The following is a 2,024-nucleotide window of genomic DNA, read 5'->3' as shown; positions in this document are numbered from 1 at the left end:
TCAAGCGCCCGGATTCGAAGTACTCACCCTCGGTCAAGAAACGGCAGCACGGACCCACCCGGCGCGTCCCGGCCAACGTCATCACCCTGAACCCGGTGATGCTTCACTAGCTCAAACAACGGCATTGCGTGCCGGGCGGGAAGTGCATGACGGTGATGCTCAGCCCGCACTCGTCGGCGAAGGCGGCCAGACCCATCTTGAACAGGTGGGAGTCGGCAGAGTTGGCGCCGCCGGAGTCCGCAGTGACCAGGAGCCTGTCGGCACCGGGGTAGTCGAGACGGCCCCGGGCACTCCACCAGCGGCGCAGGGACTCCACCGCGAAGGCGGCGGTGTTGCGGTCGGTGCCCACGTTCACCCAGCCGCTGTCGCGGCCCAGATCGTAGATGCCGTACGGGATGGCGATGGGGGTGTCGGGGTCGACGAAGTCGTGGTCCGGGGCCGTGATCGGATCGCCTTTGGGCCGGTAGGAACGGCCGGGGCGGGCGAAGTCGCCGATCGGCTCCTTCTTCTTCGCGTCCACGCTCACCACCGGCATCTCCTGCTCCAGGAAGGATGCGACGGCGGTGTTGATGTGCCGGAACTGGGCGTCGCGGTCGGGCACGTGACTGCCGGCCCTCGTCTTGGCCATGCCCTGCAGGCTGAAGCCCATCGCGTGCAGCAGGTCTGCGACCACCGGGGCGCTGACAGGGTGACCGGCCTCGGTCAGCTCACGGGCCAGGTCCCGCAGCGAGGCGGTGGTCCACCGCAGCGGCGAGACCGGATCGCCCACCTCCCGCGGCTCGATCAGCGCCTCGAGCGCGGGCCGTAGCCCCGGGTCACGCTCGGTCGCTGGCTTGCGTCCGCCGCCGGGCCGACGCACCCGCCCCAGTACTTCGGCCCCGGCTGCGAGCTCGTCCCGCCCGCGCGCGATGGTCGACTCCGAGACCTCGGCCAGCCGGGCCACGGCCGCGATCCCGCCGTGTCCCAGAGCTTCGGCCTCGGCGGCCAGGTAGAGGCGGCGCTGCCGCTCGTCCAGGTGCGGGAGCACCGCCGTGAACTTCGCATCCAGGACTGCGAGGATCTTCTCCGGTATCGCCACGGCAGCCCATCTACCATGTCACGCAGCAAAGTTGGGCTGAAACCAGCGATAGTTTCCTTACGACTCCTGAATCGCTGCCAGTTCGTTGAGGACCACCACCGCGCCTGGGGCGTGAAGTGGTTGTGTGCCGTGCTGGAGGTGGTCCGCTCCAGCTTTTGCAAATGGCGGGCCGACCGCGAGGCCCGCGGCGTCCGCGAGCGGGCGGACGCCGCGCTTGCCGAGCGCATCCGGGCCGTGCATGCCGAGTGGGACGGCACCTAAGGCCGTCCCCCGGATCACCGCCGAGCTGCGCGATGGGGGTGAGCGCGTGAACCACAAGCGGGTCGGACGGGTGATGCGGAAGTTCGGCATCACCGGGCTGCGGCTGCGCAAGCGCCAGGTCACCACCGTGCCCTAGCCGTCCGCCACACCCGTGCCGGACCTGCTGCGGCGCGACTTCACCGCGAGCGCGCCGAACACCAAGTACGTCGGGGACATCACCTACCTGCCGGTGGGGACGGCGAGTTCCTCTATCTCGCCACCGTCATCGACTGTTTCTCACGCCGTCTGGTGGGCTGGTCGATCGCCGACCACATGCGCACCTCCCTGGTCGCCGACGCGCTCAGGGCAGCCGCCGCGACCCGCGGCAGCCTGGTCGGAGCCGTGTTCCACAGCGATCACGAAGCGCAGCCCAGTACACCTCTCGCGAATTCGCCGATGTTTGCGCCGAGTTGGGGGTGCGGCAGTCCATGGGTGCGGTCGGTACGAATGTGGACAACGCACTCGCCGAGTCGTTCAACGCGGCCCTCAAACGCGAGACGCTCCGTGGCGCCCGCCGCATGTCGGCGTACACGTGAACGTCCCCACCCGCGTACGGATGAACGCGGCCAGTTCCTGATGCGCTGAGGGGTGCTGCTCGGCACTCTGCTGCTTGGTCGGTGTAGGCGGCGGAGGGGCGGTCGACAGT

At 69.3% G+C, this 2,024-nt stretch carries 2 pseudogenes; one reads left to right on the top strand and one right to left on the bottom strand.

Features of this window, described 5'->3' with window-relative positions:
• Window positions 1-127 precede the first annotated feature (127 nt).
• Window positions 128-1,078 (bottom strand): annotated as a pseudogene (locus tag C1I97_RS36040) (ISAzo13 family transposase); the annotation flags it as partial.
• 63 nt (window positions 1,079-1,141) lie between these two features.
• On the opposite strand from C1I97_RS36040, the pseudogene C1I97_RS42150 reads away from it, so the two are divergent.
• A pseudogene (locus C1I97_RS42150) lies at window positions 1,142-1,905 on the top strand (IS3 family transposase); the annotation flags it as partial.
• Window positions 1,906-2,024 lie beyond the last annotated feature (119 nt).

Source organism: Streptomyces sp. NTH33 (assembly GCF_003236365.1).
Taxonomy (GTDB): domain Bacteria; phylum Actinomycetota; class Actinomycetes; order Streptomycetales; family Streptomycetaceae; genus Streptomyces.
Note: the sequence above shows the minus strand (reverse complement) of the source record. Positions and strands in the feature narration are given on the sequence as shown.